The sequence below is a fragment of the Kaistia terrae genome, from assembly GCF_026344005.1.
Lineage (GTDB): Bacteria > Pseudomonadota > Alphaproteobacteria > Rhizobiales > Kaistiaceae > Kaistia > Kaistia terrae.
Genome location: NZ_JAPKNH010000002.1, coordinates 720,454 through 744,311 on the forward strand (window position 1 = coordinate 720,454; position 23,858 = coordinate 744,311).

Genomic DNA, 23,858 nt, shown 5'->3' on the forward strand with positions numbered 1-23,858 from the left:
CGCGCCCTTTCAAAAGTCCCGCTATCGGACCGGATCAGTCGAAGCGGCCGCTTGCGTGGGCGAGCATCGTGTAGACCTTGCCGGTATCGGAGACGAGGTAGGCGTTGCTGGCTGCCGGATCCTGGCCGCTGCGCTTCACTTCCTTCAGCAGGCGCTCGAAATCGCCGACATAGCGATCAACCGCTGCCTTGAAATCTGCCTCACCCTGATACTTGCGACGGATCTCGTCGAAGGTCTGCTGGCCCGCCAGCGTGTAGAGACGGCGGGTGAACACGTTCTTCTCGCCGCGGTGATGACGCTCCCACAGCTCAGCCGCCGCGCGCGGGTCAATCGCCCGGGCAATGTCCGTCGAGAGGTTGCCGAGCGACGCGCCTTCCGTGGCAGCCGGAGCCGCCGTCTCGCGACGTTCGACCGGCGTTGCGCTGTGGTCTTCGTCGCGCGAGGCGCGGCGCAGCAGATCCGAGACCCAGCCGCGCGGCTCGGCCTGATCGGCTGCCGGCGCCGGCTTGGCTTCGGCGCGGGCCGGAGCCTGGCGTGCCGGAGCGGGGGCCTGAACCACCGGACGAGCGGCCTCGACGACCTGCGCCGGGCGAGCCGGGGCAGGGCGCTGGGCTACCGGAGCTGCGACGCGGACCGGCTCGGGGGCTGCCTGGCGAACGGCCTGGGCTGCGACCGGCTGCGACCGGGCGAAGGCAGGCGCTGCTTCGGCAACGCGACCGCGCGGCGCCGGGTGCGGCGTGCCGGGGACCGAGACGTCGAGCGACTTGCCATGCTTGCCGACGATGTCCGAAAGCTCGGAGAGAGCCTTCAGCTGGTCGGTCACGACACGGCGCATGGCATCGGCGCTTTCGCGCGTCTCAGCCGGGAGCTCGAGGACGCCACGCTTCAGTTCGGTGCGGGTGACTTCGAGGTCCTGCTGCATCTCCTTGGCGGCAGAACGCATCTCGTCGGTCGCGGCCGAGAACTGCTTGGTCGCCTGGGCGACAACGGTCGCCATGTCGTCCATCAGCGCGCGGTTGGCTTCGCGGACCACATTGGCGGCCTTGAGGCTTTCGCTGCTTGCGGTCGCCTGCATGCCTTCGAGGTTTTCGAGCACGCCCTTGGCGGCGCTCTCGCTCGAACGGGCGAGCATCTTGGCGACTTCGGCTGCGCGTTCCTCGGCATCCTTCAGCGAGGTGCTGACGGTTTCCGTGAAGGTGCGCATCATGCCGTCCAGCTCGGTGGAGCGGGCGGACAGGCTCTGGGCGAGCTGGTCGAGGGCGACGCGGCGCTCCTCGATCGAGCCTTCGATCTCGCTATTGGCCGAGGTCAGGGTGCGGGCTGCGAGGCTGAGCGAGCGGCCCTGGTCCTCGAAGCGGCCCGCAATGGCGCCGACATTCTCCAGCACGTCCTTCGATACGTCGCGCAGCATCTCGACCTGCGAAGCGAGCAGGGTCGAAGAGTTCTGCGTGCCGCCGATGGCTTGCTCGATCGCCTGGGCGAATTCGCCGGTCCGAGTCGCGAGACCCGTCTCGATCTGGTTCAGGTTTTCGGTCGTGCGGGTCAGCAGCGCGTTGAGCATCTCGTTCGACTGCGCCAGGCGGTCGACGATGCCCGCCACGTCGGTGCGAAGCCGCTCATTGGTGGAGCCGAAGCTGCGCGACACGGTCTCGCCGCTGTCGAGCAGGGCGCGGGCAGCCTCGTCGGTGCGCGAAAGCACCATCGAGACGATCTCGGAGCCCTTCGACGACAGCAGATCGACGATGGTGTCGCCGGCGTTGGCGACGCTGCTGGTCAGGTCGGTGCCGCGCTGGTCGATGGCCGCGACGAGGCGGTTGCCTTCGCCGTCGAGCAGGTTGGCCAGTTCGGCGCTGCGGGTTTCGAGAACTGCGTTGAAGGCGCGCGTCCGCTCTTCGAGAGCGTTCGCCGTGTTCATCGCACGACCGCCGAGGCTCTGCTCGACTTCGAGGGAAACCCGCGAAATCTGCTCGGCTGCTTCAGCGGAAACCCGCGACAGATGGCCGGCTGCGTCGGCGCTCGACGTCGACAGCAGTTCGACGGTGGACGAGGCGACCTGGTTCAGGGCCTCGGACGCCTGGTTGGCCGAACGTGTGACGGTTTCGGAAACGTTGAGTGCCGAACGGGCGAGGTTCCGCGAGGCGTCGTCCAGCGACTGGGTCAGGGCCTGGCTTGCATCGGTCGCGGACTGCGTGAAGAGCAGCGAGGCGTCGGCTGCCGACTGGGTCAGGTTCTGCGAGGCATCGCTCGCCGAGGCACGCAGTGCGCCGCTGGTCTCGTTCGAGGCGGCGACAAGCTGCTCGGTCGCCTGTGAAAGCGAGCCGACGATCTGTTCGGCGGCACGGACCGATTCACGGCCGAGCGTCGAGCTGATGTCGCTGAGGCGGGTCGAGAGGATGTTATCCATCTGGACTGCGCGGGCGTCAAAGTTGCTTGTTGCCTCGACGGCCCGTTCGCCCAGCGTGTCGTTGATCGACTGCCAGCGCTCGGAAAGCATGTCCGAGAGCGCCTGCGTCCGGTCGGAGAGACGGTTGGTCACGTCCGACAGGCGGTCGTCGATGATCGTGCTGATCTCAGCCTGACCGTTCGAGAATGCCTCGGCGATGTGGCGCGTGCGCTCGATCAGGGTCTGGTTGATCTGCATCGAGCGGGCGTCGAGCGCTTCGTCGATACGCCGGGTGTTGCTGTCGAGGGTCTCCGCGACGGCGCCGATCTTGGCTTCGATCGCGTCGCCGAAACCTTCGAGGCGGTCGGCCAGCGTCGTGTCCATCAGATTGGCGCGGTCGGCAAAGCGGGTCACCAGTTCCGGACCACGGACCTCGATGATGTCGCGCAGCGCCGCGAAGCGCTCGTCCAGGCCGGTTGCGATGGCCAGGCCGCGATCGTTGATCAGATCGCCGAAGCGGCCCGACGTGTCGACGATCCGGTCGTGAACCGACAAGGCGCGGTTTTCGATTTCACCGGCAAGGTCGGCGCCCGAAACCAGGATGCGCTCATGCACGGCGTTGGCACGGCCCTCGATCTCGCTGGCGAGGCTGGCGCCCGAGGCGGCGATGCGCTCATGCGCCTGGGTCGCCTGGTTCTCGATTTCGCCGACGATATGCGAGCCCGAGGTGACGATGCGCTCATGCACGGCATTGGCGCGGCCTTCGATCTCGTTGGCGAGGTCGGAGCCGGACGTCAGGATGCGGTCATGCGCGGTGCGCGCCTGGCTGGCGATCTCTTCCGACAAGGCGGAGCCGGACTGCGAGATCTGCTGATGCGCGAGCAGGGCGTGGCTGGCGATCTGTTCAACGAGGGTCGAGCCCGAGCTGAGGATCTCCTCATGGGCGGCGCGTGCCTGGCTGGTCAGTTCGCCAATCAGCGTGTTGCCGGAGGACAGGAACTGGCTATGCGAGCTGAGGGCCTGGCTGGCGATCTGGTCCGCGAGGCCGGCGCCCGATTCGACGATCTGTTCATGCACGAGACCCGCTTGGCCGGCGATGTCGCCGATCAGGGCCGATCCGGCGGCGACGAGACGATCGTGCACGACGCCGGTGCGGTTCTCGATCTGGTCGATCAGGTCCGAGCCGGCGGCGATCACGCGCTGATGCACGGTCGAAGCGCGGTTCTCGATCTCGTCGGCGAGCTCGGTTCCGGATGCGACGATGGACTGGCGCGCGGTCTCGGCGCGGCTGGCGATCTCGTTGGACAGTTCGGTGCCCGAGTCGACGATACGCCGATGCACATTGGCGCCGCGGGTCTCGATCTCGTTGGCGATCTCGCTGCCCGAGGTGAGGATGCGCTTGTGCAGGGTGTCGGCGCGATTGGCGAACTCGTCGGCGAGGTCCGTGCCCGAGCTGACGATGCGCTGCTGCGCATCGAGGCCACGGCGCTCGATTTCGCCAGAGATGTCGGTGCCGGACGCGATGATGCTCTGGTGAACGGCGTCGGCGCGATCGGTGATGTCCTGCGCCAGTTCGGTGCCGGAGGTGAGGATGCGCTCATGCACGGCCTGAGCGCGGCTCTCGATCTCGTCTGCCAGTTCGGTGCCCGAAGCGACGATGCGCTTGTGAACGGCTTCGGCGCGGCTTTCGATGTCGCCGGCCAGATTGACGCCGGACGACAGGATGCGTGCATGCGCGGCCTGCGCCTGGGTCTCGATTTCACCGACCAGGTTGCTGCCCGAGGTCAGGATGCGCTCATGGGCGGCGTCGGCGCGGCGTTCGATCTCGTTGGCGAGGTCGGTGCCCGAGGCGACGATGCGCTGATGCACGGCGCCGGCACGGCTTTCGATTTCGCTGGCGAGATCACTGCCGGACGACAGGAACTGCTGGTGGGTGCTATCGGCGCGATTGGCGATCTCATCGGCAAAACGGGTGCCCGAAGCGACGATGCGATCGTGGATGTCGGTGCCGCGGCTCTCGATCGTCGAGGCGATCTCGTTGCCGGAATGCAGGATGCGCTGATGCACGGCCGAACCGCGCGTCTCGATCGCATCGGCCAGCTGCTGGCTCGATTCGATGATCAGGTCGTAAACGGCGGTGCCACGGCTCTCCATGGTGTCGGAGATCTGCTTGCCGGATTCGACGATCCGCTCATGCAATAGGCCGGCGCGCGAGGCGATCGTCTCGGAAATCTCGTTGCCCGAGGCGATGATCGTCTCGTTGACCTTGAGGCCGCGGACGGCGATCGCCTTGGCGACTTCGCCGCCGACGGTGGCGAGGCGCTCGGTCAGCTCTGCCGAACGGGCGTCGAAGGTTTCGTTCACGGCGTTGGAGGCGCCGTCGATGGTGTCGCGCAGCGAGGCGGTGCGGGACTCGATCAGCGTGGCCATGATGTCGCCGGCGGCGGTCAGCCGGTCGGCCAGTCCGCTGCCGTCGATGGCAATCGCGTCCTGGATCCGGTCGCCGGTCAGCGCCAGACGGTCGGCGAGGTCGCCGCCGCGTGCCGAGATGGTGTCGGCGATGCGGTTGCCGGTCTCGTCCAGCTTCTCGTTGATCTCCTGGCCGCGCAGGGCAAGGTCGACGATCAGGCTGTCGGCATTGGACTTCAGGGCGGCGTTCACTTCCCGCGTATGCAGCGAAATCGTCTCGGCGACCTGGTTGCCGGTGACGGAGATCGAACGGGTCATGTCGGCGGTGCGGCGGTCGAGGCCTTCGGTCAGCTCTTCCGTCACGCGGGCCAGGGTCTCGTTGACCTCGCGGCCACGCTCGGCAACCGTTTCGGCCATGGCGCGGCCGGTGGTCTCGAGCGTCTCGTTGATGTCGGCGCTGCGCGACAGCAGCACGTCCGTCACTTCGCCGCTGGTGCGCGAGAAGGATTCGGTCACGTCGGTCGCAGCACTGGTCAGGCGGCTGACCAGGTCATCGCCGCGCACCGACAGCTTGTTGATCATGTCATCGCCGGCGGCGCCAAGCGCCTGGGTGATGTTTTCGCCGCGCCCGGCCAGGGCCTGGGTGATGCGGTCGCCGGAGCCGATGATGTTGGAGGCGATCTGGTCGCTGGCTTCGCCAAGATCCTTCGACAGCGATTCCTGCGCCGAAACGATCGATGAACGGACGCGCTCGGAGTTGATGACGATCGCCTCGCGCTGGTTGGCGAGATCGTCGATCAGGCCGCGCATGCGGACTTCATTATCGGAATAGGAGCGTTCGAGCGCCGCGACTTCGTTGTGGACGAGAAGCTCAAGCTCGCTGGCGCGGGCAAGCGCCCGCTCGATGCCGTCGCCCATGGCGGCGACTTCGCGGCGGATGGCCTGGCTGACCGTCACGACCGCTTCGGAAGCAGCGTCCTCGGGCTCGGACAGGCGAGCGGCGACGTCGGAGATCGAGCGCGCAGCGATGCGCATTTCCTGCGCGCGGGCAACCATGATGGCGATGCCCCAGACGATGCCGACCGGCAGCACGAGGGCAAGCGCGAGGTTGGTGAACTGGGCCGTGCCGACAGCGCTATCGCCCGAGAACAGGCTGATATCGGCTGACGTCACATAGGCTGCGATGGCGCCAATCCAGGCGACCGAAAGCAGCGCGGCGACGGGATAGATCATGCGCGACGGACGGCGGGCCGGCAGCGAGGCGCCGCCGACGCGACGGTCGTCATTGGCGGGCATGCGGCTGTTGCGGCCGGACTGGCGGCCGCGCGGCGAGGCGCTGGATTCTTCGGTACGCGTGGGAGCGGGCAGGGCGCGGTTCGCCGGCGATGCTGGCGCATCGACCTTGCGGGGCGCATCGGCCCGACGCGGCGCGTCACCCTTGCGGGGCGCTTCCTGAAGCCGGGGCGGCTCTAGCCGTCGATCTCGCGGGACACCGCCTGCGGGTGGCCGTGGATTGGCCGCCGCGGGAGCGTCGAAATCGATCCGGAGCGCCTCCTCAACGGCGGTGAGCGCTGCATCCGCCGGGTCCTTGGACTTCGGGGTATTCGCCATTTTTTAGCCTCGCGTCCGTACTCGATACTCTGTCGGCCGCTTCGGCGGGAACCCGCCAAAAGCACAAGGATGCTTCCAGGATACAGCTAGCGCTTGGTACATGCGCGAAGATTGCCACAACCCGTAGATCAGCTCGTCCCCCGGATAGCCATACACGCCATTCCGATCGGCCGTCACACCCTTGCCCGTGAGATCACTTTTGGCACATTAGGCACAGGGGTACAAGAAAGCACGCCTTTCGGCCGCAATTTATTAACAAGGTATTAAGGCGGGCTTCCCTGCTAGCGCGAGCCGGGCTGAAAGGGCCTTTACCGTCATTCATGAGATCGTGGTGGACGGCCGGTACAATTTGCGGCGAGCCTGATGCAGGTCGGTGGATTTGATCCCGTTGCTGCGCCTCCTGATGTATGTCTCGATCAATCCTGAACGTGCACAGGCCGGCCCTGCCGGCGGACTATACATCAAGGTCGATCCATCCAGGTGCTGATTTGCTTTGGATGCGCGGTGGCGAGTCGCTATCAACGTTTGTCAGGCCGTGCGCCGATGTGGAAATTCTGATGCGCGGGGGTTGCAGGTCGCCGTTCAGGGTGGCCCCGGATTTGTTAACCATGGCGAACGAATTACCCTCCGCGGCGGGGAACCTTCCGTGAAACCGAGGTCGAGACGAGCCCGTATATACAATCGGTCGCGGCGGTTGCCCTCGCTCGGCCCTTGGCACGTCCGAGGCATATCGCCTATAGGGGGCAGTCTTTTGCAGCGTTTCGGATCCCATGGCCAAGATCACTTATATTGCCTTCGATGGCACGCCCTTCGAGATTGAAGCCCGCGACGGCTCGACCGTGATGGAAAATGCCGTGCGCAACGCCGTGCCGGGCATCGAGGCGGAGTGCGGCGGCGCCTGCGCCTGCGCCACCTGCCACGTCTATGTCGACGACGCATGGGTCGCGATCACCGGTGAGCCGGAAGCGATGGAAGAGGACATGCTAGACTTTGCGCAGGACGTGCAGCCGAACTCGCGGCTTTCCTGCCAGATCCGCGTCAAGCCCGAGCTGGATGGCCTGATCGTCCGCATCCCGGAGCGCCAGGGCTGAACCGTTCCGTCCTGCGTCAGAGGATGGTTTTGCTCGCAAGGGGCATTTGCGCGGAACTTTGATGCTTTGCAGCGACGTCCCTAGCGGTTAAACGTCGCGCGCATTCACTATTATAACGGAATGATCATGAGCGAAACGATCGAAGCCGATGTCGTCATCGTCGGCGCAGGGCCTGTCGGACTGTTTGCCGTCTTCGAACTGGGCCTGCTCGACGTCCGCTGTCACCTGATCGATATCCTGGACAAACCCGGCGGCCAATGCGCCGAGCTCTATCCCGAAAAACCGATCTACGACATTCCGGCGTTTCCGATCATCACCGGAGACGGCCTGACCGAAAACCTGATGGCGCAGATCAAGCCGTTCGACCCGACCTTCCACCTCGGCGAGCAGGTCAACAGCATCGAGCGCCTGGAGGACGGTTCGTTCCGCGTCACCACCGACGCCGACAAGATCTTCCTGACCAAGGTCGTCGTCATCGCAGCCGGCGGCGGCTCGTTCCAGCCGAAGCGCCCGCCGGTTCCGGCGATTGAGAATTTCGAAGGCAAGTCGGTCTTCTACTCCGTCCGCAAGATGGAAGCGTTCCGCGACCACGACATCCTGATCGTCGGCGGCGGCGATTCCGCGCTCGATTGGACGCTGAACCTGCAGCCGATCGCCAAGAGCGTCACGCTGATGCACCGCCGCGACGCCTTCCGCGCCGCGCCCGACAGCGTCAACAAGATGCGCGCCCTCGTCGAATCCGGCGACCTGAAGCTGGTCTTCGGCCAGGTGACGGGTCTTGAGGGCGAAGACGGTCACATCTCGCATGCCGTCATCACCGATAATGACGACAACGAGCACAAGCTGCCGACGACGCGACTGCTGCCCTTCTTCGGCCTGACGATGAAGCTCGGCCCGATCGCCAATTGGGGCCTCAACCTGCATGAGAACCTGATCAAGGTCGACACCGAGAAGTTCCAGACCTCGGAGCCCGGCATTTTCTCGATCGGCGATATCAACTGGTATCCCGGCAAGCTGAAGCTGATCCTTTCCGGCTTCCACGAGGCGGCGCTGATGTCGCAAGCCGCGAGCCGGATCGTGTTCCCGGACAAGAAGATCCTGTTCCAGTACACGACCTCGTCGACGAGCCTGCAGAAGAAGCTGGGCGTCGCCTGATCCGGCGCACCGCGCCGCGCGGGCTATACCCGTGCTAAAGAATCCCCCGGCGCGCCGCGCCGGGCCGGAACCCCAGCCGCCATGGGCCGTTTACCCTATGGTCGAAGCCGGAGCCGATGATGCAGTTCACCACGCATGACTTCGCCGATGCCGGCGACATTCCCAACAATCCGGACTTGCCGCTGATCCTCTACCGGGCAGCTCTGGTCGAGGATGGCACGGACCGCGCCTCGGCGTTTGAGCGTCTGTTCACGTCGCATGGCTGGGGCGGGTCGTGGCGCAACGGCATGTATCCGTTCGATCACTATCATTCGACCGCGCATGAGGTTCTCGGCATCGCGTCGGGAACCGTGACGGTTCAACTCGGCGGCGACGCCGGCCTGCCGGTGGACCTGGTGGCCGGAGACGCCGTATTGATCCCGGCCGGTGTCGGGCACAGACGGATTGCCTCCAGCTCGGATCTGATCGTCGTCGGAGCGTATCCGATGGGCCAGCGCTGGGATCTGGTTCGCGCCGATGATGTCGTCGACGCCGGCGCAGTCCGAACCCGGATCCGCGCCGTCACCCTGCCTGCCGAGGACCCGCTCGCCGGATCGAAGGGGCCGCTCGCGAAGCATTGGACGACAGGCTGACCGAGCCGGCTTGTGGGATCCAGAAGACCCTCACCCCGGCCCTCTCCCGCAAGCGGGCGAGGGGGCTCGCCTGCGCCCTTTCGACAATCAATATTGATGAGTGATCCGGCCTCGAAAAGCCCTCGCCCGCTCGCGGGAGAGGGTTGGGTGAGGGGCTTGCTTTCTAACCGGCTCGCCTGCCGTCACTCCGGCCTCTTGCCCGCCTTGCCGCCGATCTTCGTCAGCTCGGCGATGAAGTCCGCCATCGCCGGCGGCTTCTCCGCGATGAAGGGCAAGGGGCGGCAGACGTCGATGGCGGCGATGCCGACGCGCGCCGTGAGAATGCCGTTGATTACGCCTTCGCCGAGCCGCGCCGACAGTCGGGCCGCGATGCCGTGGCCGAGGATCTGCTGGACCAGCGAGTCGCCCGCCGCCATGCCGCCGGTAACGGCGAGATGAGCGATGACGGTGCGCGCCAGCCGCAGGAAGCCGAGCGTGCCGGGCCTGCCGCCATAGAGCTGGCCGAGCTGGCGGATCAGGCGAAGCGCCGTCACCAGTACGAACAAGAGATCGACCAGCGCGCGGGGCGAGATTGCCGTCACCAGCGTGACCCGCTTGGCAGCCGACAGCACCAGGGTCTGCGCGGCGATATCGAGCGGGCGCAGCAGTTCATGCTCCGAGAGGCCGATCAGGTCGCGTCCGTCGATGATCTCGGCCGCGTGCCGCTCCAACGCCGCGCGGCCATGTGCCGTGTCCGGCCGCTCGCCATAGAGCGCCGTCAGGTCGCGCACCGAGGCGCGGGCGGCAACGCGGTCGTCGCGGCGGGCGGCGTCGTCGGCCGCCTCGCGGATCGACGTGATGCGACGAAGTCGGAGCAGTCCGCCGATCTCGCGCGTGGCAAGCGCGATCAGCGCGACCAGGCCGACTGACGCGACCGCGACCGCGAACCAGCCGAGCCATTCGGCCCGCTGGAACAGGTCGCGGATCAACTGGTCGACGGCAAGGCCAATGCCCAGCGACAGCAGGATGCCGAGAGCCGAGACGAGGATGTTGGCCCAGCGCGGCCCGCGCCGAGGTTTTGGCACGGGGACGGGGAGGTCGAACTCTTCCGGTTCGGCGATCACCATCGGCCGGTCGCCGGGGCGATGGGCGATGTCCGGGTCGTCGACGACACGGATGCTGTCGAGGCGGAAGGCGGTTGGCTTGCGCGGGGTATCGCTCATGACAACCGGTCTCCGATCAGGAATTCCAGCGCGCGGTCAAGCCGGATATGCGGCAGCGACAGGGTGATGCCCTCGGCCGTCCGTTCCAGCGCCGGCGGGCGGAAGCGCACGAATCGTAGCTCTGTCGGGCTCAGCTCAGAAGTTGAGTCAGGTCCTTGCAGGACTGAATCAGGATTGTTCGGCAAGTCGCCGGGAAAGAACGCGATTTCGCTTTTGCCGTCGAAGGTCTCGCCATCGATCGTCTCGCCGGCAAGCGGCGTTCCGATGATCGACGGCAACTTCTGCGAGTCCTGTACGACGACGCCTTCGCGCGTGGCGCGGACGGAGGCGAGCGCCGCCACCTCGACGCGTGCACCCGCCGCCGAAGCCCGCTCGATCGCCGGCGCCAGCAGCCGCGAGAGAATGGCTTCCAGGCGATCGTGGTCGGCGTGGTGCAGATGGTCGGCCTTGGTCGCGCCGATCAGGATGCGGTCGATGCGTCGCGTCATCAGCCCGCCCAGCCACGAGCCGGAGCCGGGGCGGTAGCAGCCGAGGATCTCGGTCAGCGCGGCGCCGAGATCCGCGACAGCCGCGGGGCCGGCGTTCAGCGCGTTGAGCGCATCGACCAGCACGATCTGCCGGTCGAGCCGGGCGAAGTGATCGCGGAAGAACGGCTTTACCACCACCGACTTATACGCCTCGTAGCGCCGCGCCATCATCCGGCCGAGCGAGCCGGCAGGGGCGTTTACAGCGGTGTCGGGCAGGGGGGAGAAGGTCAGGGCAGGCGACCCCTCGAGATCGCCCGGCATGAGAAAGCGACCGGGCGGCAAGGTCGACATGGCGTTCTCGTCGGCCCGGCATGCGCGCAGATAATCGGTGAAGAGCGCCGCCAGTTCGCGCGCCACCGCCTCGTCCTCGGGCGCAGTGGGATCGATGGTTTCGAGCCGCGCCAGCCACGGCGCGGCCGCGATCCGCCGCGCAGGGCCGCGCGCCATCTCGACAGCCTCGCGCGACCAGGTGTCAAAATCCTTGGCGAGCAGCGGCAGGTCGAGCAGCCATTCGCCGGGGTAGTCGACAATGTCGAGGTTCAGCTTGCCCGGCCCGAAGCGCTGCTTGAAATAGGACGCCGATTCATAGGCGATGGTGAGCCGGAGCTCGCTGATCCGATAGGTCGAATCCGGCCAGGTTCGCTGGTCGACGAGGGCGCGGACATGATCCTCGTAATCGAAGCGGGGCACGTCGTCGTCGGGCTGCGGCTCCAGCCTGGCGCCGGTGACGCGACCGGTCGAATAGGAGCGGAACAGCGGAAGCCGGCCGCCATGGACGAGATTATGCACCAGCGCCGTGATGAAAACCGTCTTGCCGGCCCTCGCCAGCCCGGTGACGCCGAGGCGCACGGTCGGTGATACGAGATCCGCTGCGCGATCCCCCAGCGTGACAAGGGCGAGGCGCGCTTCGTCGGTCAGCGTGGTTAGCTTCAAAGGTCCCGTTCCTGGCCGGCGGAGTGCGGCCGCATGGTGTGGCCGAAGAGCCGGCCGCGTCCCCATGTAGGCACGGCGGCGGGGCCGCAAAAGATCTATTCGTCGTCGGCGATCGGGTCGGAGCCGACGAGCTCCAGCTCTCGCGGACGGAAGAAGGCGACGATCCGGCCTGTCCTGGGGCGCAACTCCGACCATTTGTGGATGTCGAAATCGATGACGGCGAGGCCGCCGGTCGGAAACTTGTCGGAGATCTCCTCGCGCAACGCCGGATTGCCGCTGCCGATCAGTTCGATGGCCGTGTCCTGCATCGTCGGGTTATGGCCGATCAGCATGAGATGGCGGGAACTGCCGCCAAGCGCGCCGATCGTGTCGATATAGGCGTCGGCGCCGACCTCGTAGAGGCCGCGCAGGATCCGGATATCGAGATCCGTCCCGATCATCGGCATCAGCCCCATCAGCGTTTCGCGGGTGCGGCGGGCGGCGGAGCAGAGGATACGGTCGGGCGCCAGCCTGTGGGCGGCGAGATGCTCGCCGATCATCGTCGCGGCGCGTCGCCCGCGCGGCGCCAGCGGCCGGTCGAAATCGGCGAGACCGGCGACATCCCAGGCGGATTTGGCGTGGCGGAGCAGAAGGAGGCGCATGGTTATCGATTCTATCCTGTTCCGGCGCGATTTTGTTCCCTTGATCCAGGGGCCGATGCGCTATCGGACGGATAGGCTGACATGGCTTGGGCGCGAACTCAATCGGGGATGCGGCACAGACTGAGGGGCTGGAAAGCGGTCGTCGGCCGGCTGGATTACCGCCTCAGCCGGTATTGCCGTAGCGCGGGTTGGGCCGCACTTCGCCATCGGCTCGGGCGGGGCGGCGAGGAACGTGCCGGTTGTCGATGACGGCTCGCAACGCGCTGTCGGAGACGGCGCGCGCGGTCGCGAGTGCGGCCAGGTTGATCTGCAGGACGGAGCGGAATTCTTCATGACGCAGGCGCAGGCGGGCAACCTGGCCGGGATCGAGGTCTTCCAGGCTCTGCCCGATAGCGCCGAGAACGGCGAGCTCGTCCATGTAGCGCTTGGCATAGTGGCTTTTGCGCGCGCCAAGCTCGGTGGCGGCGAATGTCATGCCGTCGCGCAGAAGGGCGGCTTCGGCTTCGATCAGTTGCAGCAGCGCATCCATCGTCGCTTCGATCCCCGAAAGGGCGCTGTTCGCGTCCCGATGGTCATCTGGTGGGAGCGATGACGCGGGCTCTGCCGACGTCGTGCGGGCGTGCTGGGAACGGGCTTCTCTCACGGACGTCTTCCCTGGTCGAACGCGCCTGATGCGGATCGGTCGCGTGCAAACCGGGATTCGGTCCCGGCGGCATCCGGCCGCAAAGGGCATTCAAACTCGGTATGATTAACGAAGTTTTACCTGACGTTGCGTGAATGCCACGGTCCTTTTGGTGTCTCTTTGCGCTCATTCCTGTTGCCAGGGAATAGGTGGCTTATTGAAATACGATTGTATTTTCAAAGCACTGGCGGAGATATTCTTTCTTCGCCGGGAGATAAAAGCGGGTGAAATCGGGATATCTTCGGGTCCCTCATAATCACGCATGCGGCCTGTTGTCCTTAGGGTGTCGCATCGCTATATTCCGCGCCGAAATGCCACCGACAAGGGGTCATTCATGACGCTAGATACCCTTGAAGCGTATCGGCCTTCGGAAGCCGAGCCCTTCATGAACGAGCGGCAACGGGAGTACTTCAAAAAGAAGCTCCTCGCCTGGAAAGACGATATTCTCCGGGAGTCCCGGGAAACCCTTCAACATTTGCAGGATGAAAACGTCAATCATCCGGATCTGGCAGACCGTGCGTCGTCGGAGACAGATCGTGCGATCGAACTCCGGGCCCGCGATCGTCAGCGCAAGCTGATCTCCAAGATCGACGCGGCGCTGCAGCGGATCGACGACGGTAGCTATGGCTACTGCGAGGAAACGGGCGAACCGATCAGCCTCATGCGTCTCGACGCCCGGCCAATCGCCACGCTGTCGATCGAGGCGCAAGAGCGTCACGAGCGGCGTGAGCGGGTGTATCGCGACGAATAGGACTATCGTCTTCGAGCGAATTGAGAAGGGCGCGAAACCATCGGTTTCGCGCCCTTTTTTCATGTGCGTTCTGTGTGTGAGGCGCCGGCCTTGTGGCCGGCGGCCCCGTCAGCTCTTGCGCGAGTTCGAGATCTCGCCGAGCAGGCGCGCCATTTCCTTTTCCAGATCACCGACCGAAGAGGACGACTCGGAATCGGAGGGATCGTGCGGCGGGAGCGGAGCCTCGATGAAGTCCTCTGCAATCGCGACCGGGGCGTCTTCCGGCTGGGGCGATTCGACCGCCGGGGCGTGCGACCGCGGCGCTGCGCCGAACAGATGCGCGTCCTCGGTGCTGGTCGTTTCCGGTCCCAGGTCGAAGATCGGCTCGAAGCGCGCCAGGCGGTCTGCCTCGTCGTCCAATCCGGCAAACGGATCCGCTTCGGCTGCTACGGGAGGCGCTGGCGGGACGATCGGGCGGCGCGGCGAGACACGGGCAGGGTCAATCGGCGCTGTCGGGGCTACCGGCGTCTGCTGCGAACCGAGCAGCGGGCGGGGGTCATAAGGGCGAGGGCGCTGGCCGGTCGGTCGGCCCTCGATAGGCTCCATCGGACCCTGCTGTGTCGTCGGGCGCGGCACGGGAGCCGATTCCGGCGGGATCTCGGCGGTGGTGGGCGTGTGGCGCGGACGATTGCCGGAAAGGAAGCTGGGGAAGCCACGACCGGTGCGCGGCTCGGGCGCCGGGCGTTCCGGAGCAACAGGCGGGGCCGGACGCTTCGAGGCCGGCTCGAAGCTGGCTTCCGGCTCGACATCGGCCGCGAACGACGTGTCCGAGGCGCGTTCTTCGAATGCCTCGACCTCTTCGACCTCTTCGACCTGCGGCGTCGCACGGCGAGCTTGCGATTCCACTGGAGCTGAAGCCGCGATCGGCAGCGCCTCGGCAACCGGCGTCATCTCGGAACGGCGTGGCTCCGGCTGGCGGGTGGCGATGGGTTCGACCGGCGCGGCGGGGATGCTGCGGCCACTCTGCGACGTGGAACGGGCCTGGATCGGTTCCGGGCGAGCCGGCGCGGGCTCCGGCCGGGGCGGCTCGGGGCGCTGCGCCTCAGCACGCGGCTCGTCCTGGCGCAGGGGCTCCTGGCGGATCGCCTCCAGGCGTCGGGTCTGCTGCTGGGCGCGCTGGATGCCGGGTTCGACGACGACGTCGCTCGGGCCACCGATCAGGATCAGGTGTTCGACATTATCGCGCCGAACCAGGATGAGGCGGCGGCGCTGGTCGAGCGGCAGCGCGTCCAGGACGGCCAGGCGAGGCTGGCGTCCGCGCGCCGGTCCGGCGCCGAGGCTGCCATTGGTGAACATGCGGATCAGCCAGAAGACCAGAAGGATGACCAGGAGAACCACGACGAGCGTGATCACGAACTGGGCAATGGTCGCGCCTGTGTCGCCGAACATTGGCGCCAGATAATCGTGCATCTTACTCTCCCGACTTCCGAATCCGGTTCTGCCCGCATTCAGGCAACGAAACGGTTCGAGCCCGGCACCATCCGGCGCCTGCTAGCTCGATTCCCTGCTTATTCGACGTTTTTCAGACGTGCGCTAGGCCTTGGAGAGCCTCGCGACGTCCGTGCCCCCATCAATCCATTGGGGACATTAAGAATTCATTGACCATGACCGTGGCAGAATCCAGTGGATTCGCATGGCTATGAGCCGACAAACCGGCATTCTCTTCGGAAAAGTGGCCTTGTCGGGGCGCGGTCGGCGCTATGCGGTTGATGATTCTTCACGCTGCGCAGGCGGACGGAGCGTCGCCCGGACGGGACAGCGTGCCTCAGACGGCCGATTTCCGCAGGCCTGCGTTGAATTAAGCCGCGATCCTCCGCATTCTCCCTGCTAGAAGCGAGCAGCGATTCTTCGCGATCAACAGGCGTTCGCCAGAACTTAACGAACAGGATGGGGCAGACCGGGGTGCAAGGGTTCATGCCGCACATGTCGAGCCGCGCAACGGCATGACCGACGACAGTAACCAGAAACCGCACCGCCGTGCGCTGGTCGATCGGTCGGATCGTCCCGGTGGCATCGGGCTGTTGCTCGTGCTTGCCTGCTGCCTTGTCGGCGCGGCGCTTGCCTTTGCCCTGTTGCCGCCCGAGGCGGCCGAACCGTTCATCTTCGCGCTGCTCGGCCTTCTTGCCGTGGTCGGCGTCTTCACGCTGTTTGCCGCCGCCGTCGGGCTGATGCGCTTTAGCGGCAAGTCCCCGCGTGACGATCTCGGTCGCGGCTTCATCGACACGATGGCCGAAGGCCTGATCATTACGGATCGCGACAGCCGCATCCTCTATGCCAATGCCGCCTATGCCGATCTCGTGGGCGCAGACGAAAGCAAGGACGTCCGTGTCGTCGAGCGGGTCTTTTCCGGCGACCAGGCCGCCAGCGAGGCGATCTATCGTCTGTCGCAGTCGATCCGCGAGGGACGCCCGGCGGTCGAGGAAGTGCGGATGCCGAGCCCCTTGGCCGGTCCCGCCTCCGGTTCGCCGCGCTGGTATCGAATTCGCGTCCGGCCGGTCAAGGCAGCGCCGGATGACAGCCGCCTCCTGACCGCCTGGCAGGTTGCCGACGTCACGCACGATCGCGCCCAGCAGGAAACCGTCTTCCAGGATCTGCAGCATGCGATCGATTATCTCGACCATGCGCCGGCCGGCTTCTTCTCGGCCGAACCCGATGGCCGGATCGTCTATCTCAATGCAACGCTCGCCGACTGGCTCGGAATCGACCTGACCCATTTCAAGGCGGGCGTCCTGACGCTCGGCGATATCGTGCGCGGCGACGGCGCGGCGCTGCTTTCGGTCGGTCGCGAGAATTCGGGCGAGGCGCGGACGGAGACGATCGATCTCGATCTCGTCAAGCAGAACGGCCAGAGCCTTCCCGTCCGCCTGCTGCACCGTGTGCCCTTCGCCGGCGACGGCGCGCCGGGCGCGACGCGCACCATCGTGCTCAATCGTGGTCCCGGCGAGGAAACGTCGGAAGCGCTGCGGGCAGCCGAGGTGCGCTTTACCCGCTTCTTCAACCACACGCCGTTCGCCATCGCCTCGATCGACAAGTCGGGCCGCATCGGCCGTACCAATGCGCCGTTCGCGCGCATGTTCGGGCCGATCAAGTCGGATGGCGGCAACCGCGCCCGGCTGATCGACGTGATCGCCGAGACCGAGCGCCCGGCGCTGGAAGTGGCGCTGGAAAGCGCTGCCGGCGGTCGCAGCGAGATATTGCCCGTCGACACCACCCTTCTCGGCCATGGCGAGCGCAGCGTGCGCTTCTACGTCACCGCCATCGACGAGGACGCCAACGACCGCGAGATCGCCACCGTCTATGCGCTGGAGACGACCGAGCAGCGGGCGCTGGAGCTGCAATTCGCGCAGAGCCAGAAGATGCAGGCGATCGGCCAGCTCGCCGGCGGTGTCGCGCATGATTTCAACAACGTCCTGACGGCGATCATCGGCTTCTCCGATCTTCTGCTCGCCAACCATCGGCCGAGCGATCCGTCCTTCCAGGACATCATGAACATCAAGCAGAATGCCAATCGCGCGGCGGGGCTCGTGCGCCAGCTGCTGGCCTTCTCGCGCCGTCAGACGCTGCGCCCGCAGGTTTTGGCGATGGGCGATGTTCTCTCCGATCTCTCGATCCTGCTGGAGCGTCTGCTTGGCGAAAAGGTCAAGCTGTCGCTGGTGCATGGCCGCGACGTCTGGCCGATCAAGGCAGACCTCAATCAGTTCGAGCAGGTCGTCATCAACCTTGCCGTCAATGCGCGCGACGCGATGCCGAAGGGCGGCACGCTGACGATTCGCACGCGCAACGTGACGCCGGAAGAGGTGGCGGAGTTCACCTACAAGCCGCTGCCGCCGGCCGACTACGTGCTGATCGAAGTGACGGATACCGGCACCGGAATTCCGCCCGAAGTGCAGTCGAAGATTTTTGAGCCGTTCTTCTCGACCAAGGATGTCGGCAAGGGCACCGGCCTCGGCCTGTCGACCGTCTATGGCATCGTCAAGCAGACCGGCGCGCATATCTTCTTCGACAGCGAGACGGATGTCGGCACGACCTTCCGCATCTTCGTGCCGCGTCATGTGCCGGCGATTTCGGCCAAGCCCGAAGTGGTTGCCGAGAAGGCGCCGGAGATCGCTGATCTCACCGGTAGCGCCAGCATCCTGCTGGTCGAGGACGAGGAAGCCGTGCGCGCCTTCGCCGCCCGCGCGCTCGCGTCTCGCGGCTATACGGTGCATGAGGCTGCTTCTGGCCTAGAGGCGCTGGAAATCATGCGCGAGACCGGCGGGACGATCGATCTCGTCGTCTCCGACGTGGTCATGCCGGAACTCGATGGGCCTTCCCTGCTGCGGGAACTCCGCAAGGAACGACCGGGGTTGAAGATCATCTTCGTCTCCGGCTATGCCGAGGACGCTTTCGCCAAGAACCTGCCGGATGGCGAGACCTTCAACTTCCTGCCAAAGCCGTTCTCGCTCAAGCAGTTGGCGACCGCCGTGAAGGAAACGCTCGGCGAGTAACGCCGGGCTAAGGCGGCTCGCCGTACGCTCGTCTTCCGTTCCTGTTTTGGCCAAAGCCGGCCGGCGTTTCACGCCTTCCGGCTCGCAACGCTGCCGCAGGCGACGGTGCTTGCCAAGCCGACGTCGGCTGCGGAGAATGGCGGTCCGATTTTAATTTGGAATAATGTTCATGAACGATCGATCCGCGTCCACCGTCGAGGCTGCGACACAAGCCTTGCCTTTCCGGATCGATCCGGTCACCCGGCGCGCCTCGATCGACGCCAAGGATCCGGCTTTCTTCCAGGATCCCTATCCGGTGTTCGAGGCGATCCGCGCTGTCTCGCCGGTGTTCTTCTGGGAAGAGCAGGGCGTCTGGTGCTTCCTGTCCGCCGAGGACGTCAACGCCCTCTATCGCGACCGCCGCTTTGGCCGTGAGATCCTGCATGTGGCGACGCGCGAAGAGCTCGGCATTCCGGAGATCCCCGCGCATCTGAAGCCGTTCTACGATGTCGACGGCCTGTCGATGCTGGAACGCGAGCCGCCCGTTCACACCCGTCTTCGCACCCTGGTCAATCGCGCCTTCGTCTCGCGCCAGATCGAGCGGCTGCGGCCGCGCATCGAGGCGCTCTGCAACGAGTTGATCGACGACTTTGCCGCCAAGGGCGAGGTCGACCTGATCGAAGCCTATGCGACGCCGATCCCGATCACGGTGATCGCCGAGATCCTCGGCGTGCCGGTCGAGCGTGCGCCGGACCTTCTGTCCTGGTCGCATGCGATGGTCGGCATGTACCAGCTTGGCCGCACCCGCGAGATGGAAGACGCCGCCGTCGCCGCGACGCTCGCCTTTTCCGCTTTCCTGAAGGGCTATGTCCAGGAGCGGCGCGGCCAGCCGGGCGATGATCTGATCAGCCAGTTGATCGCCGCTGAAGAGAAGGGCGAGAAGCTCTCCGAAGATGAACTGATCACCACCTGCATCCTGCTGCTCAATGCCGGGCACGAGGCGACGGTTCACGCGCTCGGCAATGGCGTGCGCGCGATCCTGCGCTCCGGCGTCGATCCGGCAACGCTGTTCGAAACGCCCGAATCGACGGTTGCAACGGTGGAGGAGTGCCTGCGCTACGACCCGCCGCTGCACATGTTCATGCGCTACGCGCTGGAGGACCTGGAGTTTGGCGGCATTCCGCTGAAAAAGGGCCAGCAGGTGGGCCTGCTCCTCGGCGCCGCCAATCGCGACCCGAACCGCTATGTCTCGGCCGATCGCTTCGATGCGACGCGAGAACTGAAGCCGCATGTCTCGTTCGGCCTCGGCATTCATTTCTGCATCGGCGCGCCGCTAGCGCGGCTCGAAATGCAGGTCGCCATGCCGATCCTGTTCGATCGCTTGAAGGGTTTGCGCTTCGCTACCGCGCCAAGCTATCGCGACAACTATCATTTCCACGGCCTCAACGGCCTGCAACTCGCATGGGACGTCTGATGCGGAACGCCATTGCAGCGACAGGGCTTTCGGCTGGGCTGATGCTTGCGGCGGTGCTGCCCGCAAGCGCGCAGACGGTGATCGACGGTTCGGCTACCGGCCTCGATCCGGCGCTGGTCCAATCGATCGAGACCTTGGTGACACGCGATTTCAAAACGCCGGCCGAGGCGCGATTCAAGAGCTTGCGTCTTTCAAAGGCCCGCAATGCTCATGGCTATTGCGGCGAGGTCGCCGTCAACGACAAGGCCAGCTTCGTGCCGTTCCACGCCATCATCGAGCCGGAGGGCAAGCCTTCGCTGTTGCTCTTGTCGGAACATGGCGGATCCGTCGAGGACAGAGAAACCGCGACAAGGCTGCTTACCAATTTCGGCTGCGTGGAGTAAAACGCAACCATGATTGAAGGTCAGCCAAGCGCCACAGCCTTTCGCGTCGCCATGCGTCGCGCGGCCCATCAACTCCTCGACAAGCCCTTGATTTTCGAGGATCCGCTCGCTCTCACCATCGTCGGGGGCGATCGCGGATCTGTCCTGGCGCGAGACGAACTCTCCCGCGCCGATTCGCCGGGCGGCGAGACGATTCGCGCTTTTCTCGCCGCGCGAAGCCGCTTCGCCGAAGACAGGCTGGCCGCTGCCGTCGCGCGCGGCGTCCGCCATATCGTCGTGCTTGGCGCCGGGCTCGAGACCTTTGCCTATCGCAATCGCTTCGCCGACCAGGGTGTCGTTGTTTTCGAAGTCGATCACCCCGCGACCCAGGCCTGGAAGCGCGAGCGCCTTGCCGCGACGGGCATAGCGGTTCCGGAAAGCGTGCGTTTCGTGCCGGTCGACTTCACCGTCGATCGCCTCGACGAGAAGCTGGTCGCAGCCGGGCTCGATCCGTCCATCCCGGCCTTTTTCTCTTGGCTCGGCGTCGCGCCCTACCTGACCGAAGCAGCGATCTTCTCGACCCTTGGCATCATTGCCGCGCGCAGCGGCGGCGGCGAAGTCGTCTTCGACTATGCCGAGATCCCCGACAAGCTGAGCCTGTTGCAGCGTCTGGCCTTCACCACCCTGGCCGGTCGTACGGCCAGCCTCGGTGAGCCTTTCGTCACGTTCTTCAAGCCGGACGACCTCGCGGGGCGGTTGGTCGATCTCGGCTTCTCGTCGATCGAGGATCGGACCGGACCGGCGCTTGGCGAAATTTACGTAGGCGCGCCGTCCGCGCTCGACCGAGCGGAAGTCGGCCACGTCGTGGCGGCGATCAAGGCGCCCGCTATCGGCTGAACCGCCGGCGTCAGCGATTGAGTGGCCCTGGCTGCAGGGCCGCCACTTCGTTCGACCCTCGGATCTCGCGCAGCAGTTTGCGCCGGATCGCAGCGCCAAACTCCTCAATTGCCGGTACGGGCTCGACGAACGAGCCCGTACCGCCAATCACGGCGCGGCTGAAATAGTCGATTAGGTAGTGCGGCGGCAGTGGCATGCCGACGGCGTCGGCTACGCCCTCCAGCAGCGGCTTGTAGGTGATGGGCAACCCGTTGATGGTGATGCCCTGCGCGACGAGCGCATCGCGGATCAACGCCGGGTCGGGGCCGCTATTGTTGATGCCGTCGCCGGAGATGTCGATCACCCTGCGCTGGCTGGTGTGACCGTTGTCGTGGAACAGCGAGGCGGCGTGGCGCATCGCGTCCCCGATCGAGGTCCCCATCGGCAGCCGGCCCGGAATGCGGACGTCCAGCCTGTCGGCAAGCGCCTCGGCGCTGGCCGCGTCGGAGACGACACTCCATTCCAGGATGACGTTCTGGCGCGATGTGCCGGCCCATTCCGTAAAGGTGACGGCGATGCGCCGATTGGGTCCGCTCAGGATCGCCCGCAGAATGTCCGCATCCCGAAAAGCGGCGGCGAATCCGTCGCGCTGCAGGAGCCTTTCCTCGCGATCCATCGATGTCGATACATCAAGAGCAATCACTAATTCGAGATCAACGGGGATGTCCGACCCCGCGTTGGTTTTATTTTCGGCGCTCGCTTCCGCGAATGCCAAGGAAGCCAAAGTTATTATCGACAGTCTTAAGCATTGTGACCAAAATACATTTCCTCGAAATTCGAGAAGCATGGTGGATCCCCTAGCCTTTAATTCTACTCGCGACAAAAACACCCCGAAAGGAGGCCATGCGCCGCCCTCGACGCTACGGAAGGATTGTTGCATCATTGTTTGATCCAACGAGGAGAGGGCGATGCAAGGAGGCGTGCGATACGGCGAGTTGACCTTTGACCCGTCGTTCCTGTTTGCGCGCCATGGCGCGGAAGACGAGTTGAAGTTCACGCGCTCCGAGCGGGCTCTGCTTTTGGCCTTTACGCGCCATCCGCGCATGGTGATGACGCGAAACCAGCTACTGGACGCGATCGCCGGCACGGGCTCGGACACTACCGACCGCAGCATCGATTTTCTGATCAATCGCCTGCGCGCCAAGCTTCGTGATCCCGCGCGCGCGCCGGCGCTGATCGCGACGCAGTATGGCGAGGGCTATGTCTGGATCGCCGATCCGGTTCGCTCCGATGCGCTGATCGACGCCTTCCTGATCATTGGTCCCGTCTCCGGGCTGGATCGATTGGAATCCAAAACCATGGCGCGCCGCTTCCTGAGTTCCCTGCAGGAGGATCTCGACCGCCGCACCGGCGTCGGCCGGACGATCGCCCTCGCGGAGACGTGGCGGCTCGGGGCAGGGACGGGAGCGCCGGCCGCCGGCGTTCAGTTTTCTCTCGATGTCAGCTTCTACGGCGCGGGCGAGCGGCTGCATGTCGCGGCGGTGTTGCGCGATGGCCCCAGCCGCCAGATCCTGGCCGCATACAGGCTTTCGCTCGACACGCCGGATGCGGCGCGCGTCGAATCGGATGTGCTGGCCGGGCGCCTCCAGGCCGCGATCTGGCATCAGCTGACCCTGGGCTCGCTGTCGCGGGCTGCCCCCACGGATCTGCCGCTCGAGTTGCGGATGCACGATGCGGCGCGGATGCTGGCGCGCAGCGACGATAGCTGGATTGCGATGGGCGAGCAGCTGGCCGAGGCGCGCGCCAAGCAGCCGGACGATCCGGCCACCAGCCTGATGTGGGGTCTCTATCTGCATTCGAGACTGCTTTTGGGCGCCGCCAGCGCGCATCTGACGCCGGAGGCTCGGACCGGCCTCCAGGACGAGATCGAGACAATCGTCTTCCAGGTGCTGCCCGATATCGCCGAAAACCCGATCCTGATGCTGGCCGCCGCCAAGCTGCTGCTCTTCACAGGCCGAGGTCATGAGGTTCTGGCGGAGCAACTGGCCGAGCAGGCGTTTGCCGCCAGCACCGCCTTTGCCGCCGCCTTCGCCATTCTGGGCCAGATCCGGCTCGCGGCCGGTGCTGCCGAGCAGGCGGTCGACCTCTACGACCATGGCCTGGAGCTCGCGGAAGCGGGGTCGCAGTTCGAGGTCTATCTGTTGGTTTTGCGCTCAGCGGCGCAACTGGCAGCCGGGGATCGCGACGGAATGGAAGCGACCTGCGAGCGGCTCTACCGCATCCAGCCCGGGGCTCGCCTGCAGATGGCGCTGGTCACGGCGCGGCCGGACGCGACCTTGCCGCCCGAAGCGCTGCTGATCCACGCCCCGCTCGACTTCGCCCGGGCGCAGAGCCTCGTCATGTATTTCTATTACGTCTTTGCGCGGCTCTATCGTCGTCAGGAGCATCGCGAAAACCTGCTGCGCGGCGTGATCGCCCAGATGGTCCGACGCTTCGGCCCGACTGTTGTCGACGAAGAGGTTTGGCGAGCCGTGCCAGGGCTGGTGCCACCGACGGGGTAGGGCGCGGCTGATTGTTCGCCGACGCGAAGACAGCTTGGCCGCAGAAACTCGTCCTGCGGCCCA

At 65.7% G+C, this 23,858-nt stretch carries 16 protein-coding genes; 9 read left to right on the top strand and 7 right to left on the bottom strand.

Features of this window, described 5'->3' with window-relative positions; all coding sequences use genetic code 11:
- Positions 1 to 34: 34 nt before the first annotated feature.
- Positions 35 to 6,403 (bottom strand): apolipoprotein A-IV repeat region-like domain-containing protein, encoded by a 6,369-nt coding sequence (locus tag OSH12_RS08505; protein WP_266343086.1) that lies wholly within the window; start codon positions 6,401 to 6,403, stop codon positions 35 to 37.
- A gap of 770 nt (positions 6,404 to 7,173) precedes the next feature.
- On the opposite strand from OSH12_RS08505, the gene OSH12_RS08510 reads away from it, so the two are divergent.
- From OSH12_RS08510 to OSH12_RS08520, 3 genes are all read left to right on the top strand, one after another.
- Positions 7,174 to 7,494 (top strand): 2Fe-2S iron-sulfur cluster-binding protein, encoded by a 321-nt coding sequence (locus tag OSH12_RS08510; protein WP_266343087.1) that lies wholly within the window; start codon positions 7,174 to 7,176, stop codon positions 7,492 to 7,494.
- Positions 7,495 to 7,620: 126 nt separating this feature from the next.
- The gene (locus OSH12_RS08515) at positions 7,621 to 8,649 is read left to right on the top strand and encodes an NAD(P)/FAD-dependent oxidoreductase (protein ID WP_266343088.1); all 1,029 of its coding nucleotides are present in this window, start codon (positions 7,621 to 7,623) and stop codon (positions 8,647 to 8,649) included.
- Positions 8,650 to 8,765: 116 nt separating this feature from the next.
- Positions 8,766 to 9,281 carry a cupin domain-containing protein gene (locus tag OSH12_RS08520; protein WP_266343089.1) on the top strand — a complete coding sequence of 172 codons (516 nt, stop codon included), beginning with the start codon at positions 8,766 to 8,768 and terminating at the stop codon, positions 9,279 to 9,281.
- A 182-nt stretch (positions 9,282 to 9,463) separates the two neighbouring features.
- Here the strand turns inward: OSH12_RS08520 and OSH12_RS08525 are convergent, their stop codons facing one another.
- The 4 genes from OSH12_RS08525 to OSH12_RS08540 form a co-directional block, all read right to left on the bottom strand.
- Positions 9,464 to 10,483, bottom strand: a complete 1,020-nt coding sequence (locus OSH12_RS08525) for a YcjF family protein (RefSeq protein WP_266343090.1) — start codon at positions 10,481 to 10,483, stop codon at positions 9,464 to 9,466.
- Positions 10,480 to 11,943, bottom strand: a complete 1,464-nt coding sequence (locus OSH12_RS08530; protein WP_266343091.1) for a YcjX family GTP-binding protein — start codon at positions 11,941 to 11,943, stop codon at positions 10,480 to 10,482. The genes OSH12_RS08525 and OSH12_RS08530 overlap by 4 nt, the downstream gene beginning before the upstream one ends.
- Positions 11,944 to 12,038: 95 nt before the next feature.
- Positions 12,039 to 12,584: a SixA phosphatase family protein gene (locus tag OSH12_RS08535; RefSeq protein WP_266343092.1), complete on the bottom strand. Its 546-nt coding sequence runs from the start codon at positions 12,582 to 12,584 to the stop codon at positions 12,039 to 12,041.
- Between the two features lie 163 nt (positions 12,585 to 12,747).
- On the bottom strand, positions 12,748 to 13,113 hold the full coding sequence (locus OSH12_RS08540; protein ID WP_266343093.1) for a hypothetical protein: 366 nt from the start codon (positions 13,111 to 13,113) through the stop codon (positions 12,748 to 12,750).
- Positions 13,114 to 13,600: 487 nt separating this feature from the next.
- On the opposite strand from OSH12_RS08540, the gene dksA reads away from it, so the two are divergent.
- On the top strand, positions 13,601 to 14,017 hold the full coding sequence (gene dksA / locus OSH12_RS08545) for an RNA polymerase-binding protein DksA (protein ID WP_266343094.1): 417 nt from the start codon (positions 13,601 to 13,603) through the stop codon (positions 14,015 to 14,017).
- Between the two features lie 108 nt (positions 14,018 to 14,125).
- Here dksA and OSH12_RS08550 read toward each other — a convergent pair whose 3' ends face one another.
- Positions 14,126 to 15,466 (bottom strand): flagellar biosynthetic protein FliO, encoded by a 1,341-nt coding sequence (locus OSH12_RS08550; protein ID WP_266343095.1) that lies wholly within the window; start codon positions 15,464 to 15,466, stop codon positions 14,126 to 14,128.
- Positions 15,467 to 15,999: 533 nt separating this feature from the next.
- Between OSH12_RS08550 and cckA the strand changes: the two genes are divergently transcribed.
- From cckA to OSH12_RS08570, 4 genes are all read left to right on the top strand, one after another.
- Positions 16,000 to 18,543 (top strand): cell cycle histidine kinase CckA, encoded by a 2,544-nt coding sequence (gene cckA, locus OSH12_RS08555; RefSeq protein ID WP_266343096.1) that lies wholly within the window; start codon positions 16,000 to 16,002, stop codon positions 18,541 to 18,543.
- A 169-nt stretch (positions 18,544 to 18,712) separates the two neighbouring features.
- Positions 18,713 to 19,996 carry a cytochrome P450 gene (locus tag OSH12_RS08560; protein ID WP_266343097.1) on the top strand — a complete coding sequence of 428 codons (1,284 nt, stop codon included), beginning with the start codon at positions 18,713 to 18,715 and terminating at the stop codon, positions 19,994 to 19,996.
- The gene (locus tag OSH12_RS08565) at positions 19,996 to 20,379 is read left to right on the top strand and encodes a hypothetical protein (protein ID WP_266343098.1); all 384 of its coding nucleotides are present in this window, start codon (positions 19,996 to 19,998) and stop codon (positions 20,377 to 20,379) included. The genes OSH12_RS08560 and OSH12_RS08565 overlap by 1 nt, the downstream gene beginning before the upstream one ends.
- A gap of 9 nt (positions 20,380 to 20,388) precedes the next feature.
- The gene (locus OSH12_RS08570) at positions 20,389 to 21,255 is read left to right on the top strand and encodes a class I SAM-dependent methyltransferase (protein WP_266343099.1); all 867 of its coding nucleotides are present in this window, start codon (positions 20,389 to 20,391) and stop codon (positions 21,253 to 21,255) included.
- A 10-nt stretch (positions 21,256 to 21,265) separates the two neighbouring features.
- Here the strand turns inward: OSH12_RS08570 and OSH12_RS08575 are convergent, their stop codons facing one another.
- On the bottom strand, positions 21,266 to 22,177 hold the full coding sequence (locus OSH12_RS08575) for a DUF1194 domain-containing protein (RefSeq protein ID WP_266343100.1): 912 nt from the start codon (positions 22,175 to 22,177) through the stop codon (positions 21,266 to 21,268).
- Between the two features lie 25 nt (positions 22,178 to 22,202).
- Here OSH12_RS08575 and OSH12_RS08580 point away from each other — a divergent pair, with 25 nt between their 5' ends.
- Positions 22,203 to 23,795: a winged helix-turn-helix domain-containing protein gene (locus tag OSH12_RS08580; protein WP_266343101.1), complete on the top strand. Its 1,593-nt coding sequence runs from the start codon at positions 22,203 to 22,205 to the stop codon at positions 23,793 to 23,795.
- Positions 23,796 to 23,858 lie beyond the last annotated feature (63 nt).